Source organism: Sphingosinicella soli (genome assembly GCF_014199685.1).
GTDB lineage: Bacteria > Pseudomonadota > Alphaproteobacteria > Sphingomonadales > Sphingomonadaceae > Sphingosinicella > Sphingosinicella soli.
The window spans coordinates 1-1,516 of sequence record NZ_JACHNZ010000085.1 but is presented as its reverse complement, the minus strand read 5'-3'; the positions used below and the strand labels follow the sequence as shown (position 1 = coordinate 1,516).

Here is a 1,516-nt window from a genome sequence, read left to right as displayed (position 1 = left end):
TGTCAATCGGCGTCCAAAAGGGACCCCCGATCGGCGTGCAAAAGGGACCCCACCGCGGCGTGGCGATCGGTTGATGTTGAGCGCGAGTTTCGCTCTGCCGGTGGCGTAGGGAGGGCGTAGCCCGACCGGAGGCACCGGCAGAGCGAAGGCCATTTCTGTTGGCTATTGGGGGCGGGTCAGCTGCGGTGCTTGAAGCGCCAGCTGTCGTTGCCGGTCTCGACGATGTCGCAGTGATGGGTGATGCGATCGAGCAGCGCGGTGGTCATCTTGGGGTCGCCGAACACGGTCGGCCACTCCCCGAACGCCAGGTTGGTGGTGACGATCACCGAGGTCTGCTCGTAGAGCTTGCTGATCAGGTGGAACAGCAACTGGCCGCCCGAGCGGGCGAACGGGAGATAGCCGAGTTCATCGAGCACGACGAGCTCGAGGCGGCCGAGATGGGCGGCGAGCGCGCCGGCCTTGCCGATGCGCGCCTCCTCCTCGAGCCGGGTGACCAGATCGACGGTGTTGAAGTAGCGGCCGCGGGCGCCGGCGCGCACGACGCTGGCGGTAATCGCGATGGCCAGGTGCGTCTTGCCGGTCCCGGTGCCGCCGACCAGCACGATATTGCGCTTGCCCGGCAGGAACGATCCGGTGTGGAGCGAGCGCACCAGTCCCTCGTTGATCGCCGTACCCTCGAACACGAACGCGTCGATATCCTTCACCACCGGCAGCTTGGCGGCGCTCATCCGGTAGCGGATCGAGGCGGCATGGCGATGCGCGGTCTCGGCGCGCAGCAGATCGGTCAGGATCTCAGATGTGGTGCGCTTGCGCTGCACGCCAGAGGTTACCGCCTCATCGAACGCGCCCGCCATCCCCTTGAGGCCGAGCGCGCGCATGGCGTCGATCATCTCATGCCGTTGCACGGGTATCTCGCAGACTGTCGTAGCGGGCGCAGTTGGCGACCGGCGGGTGCACCAGCGCCATATCCTCGAGCGTGACGATGGCTGCCGGCCGGGGCGGTTCACGTCGCCGCGACAGGATGTTGAGGATCACCTCGTCGCTGGGGGCGCCGGCATCGAGCGCTTCGCGGACCGCGGCCTCGACCGCTTCCAGGCCGTCGCTCGATATTGCCGCCAGTACGCGCACGAACCGGCGATCCCCTTCGTCACTGCGGCCCAGCTTGCGGCGCAGCCGGGCCAGCGCCGGCGGCAGCTCCCAGCCCTGGAACGGTGCACCGTTCCTGAGCGCGCCGGGCTTGTTCACCAGCACCGGCAGGTAATGCCAGGGATCGTAGATCGTCCGGTCGCGCCCGAAGCAGCGAGGATGTTCGGCAACGATCTCGTCGCCCAGACGGACAACGATCCGGTCGGCATAGGCGCGGACCTGAACCGCGCGGCGCACGGCCCGGGCCGCCACCGAGTAGCGGTTACGGTCGAAGCTGATCAGGCAGGTGCCGGTCACCGCGTGGTTCGTCTCGTGGAAGCCGTCGAACGGGGCCAGCATCGGCTGCAGCGCAGGAAGCTCGACCGCTAGG

2 protein-coding genes are annotated in these 1,516 nt (G+C 67.9%); both read right to left on the bottom strand.

Annotated elements, in window-relative coordinates; genetic code table 11:
• Positions 1–176: 176 nt before the first annotated feature.
• Positions 177–905, bottom strand: a complete 729-nt coding sequence (istB, locus tag GGQ98_RS18050) for an IS21-like element helper ATPase IstB (RefSeq protein WP_184072056.1) — start codon at positions 903–905, stop codon at positions 177–179.
• Positions 892–1,516, bottom strand: a 625-nt coding sequence (locus GGQ98_RS18045) for a Mu transposase domain-containing protein (RefSeq protein ID WP_424141379.1), incomplete at its 5' end; no start/stop codon positions are given. The genes istB and GGQ98_RS18045, both read right to left, overlap by 14 nt.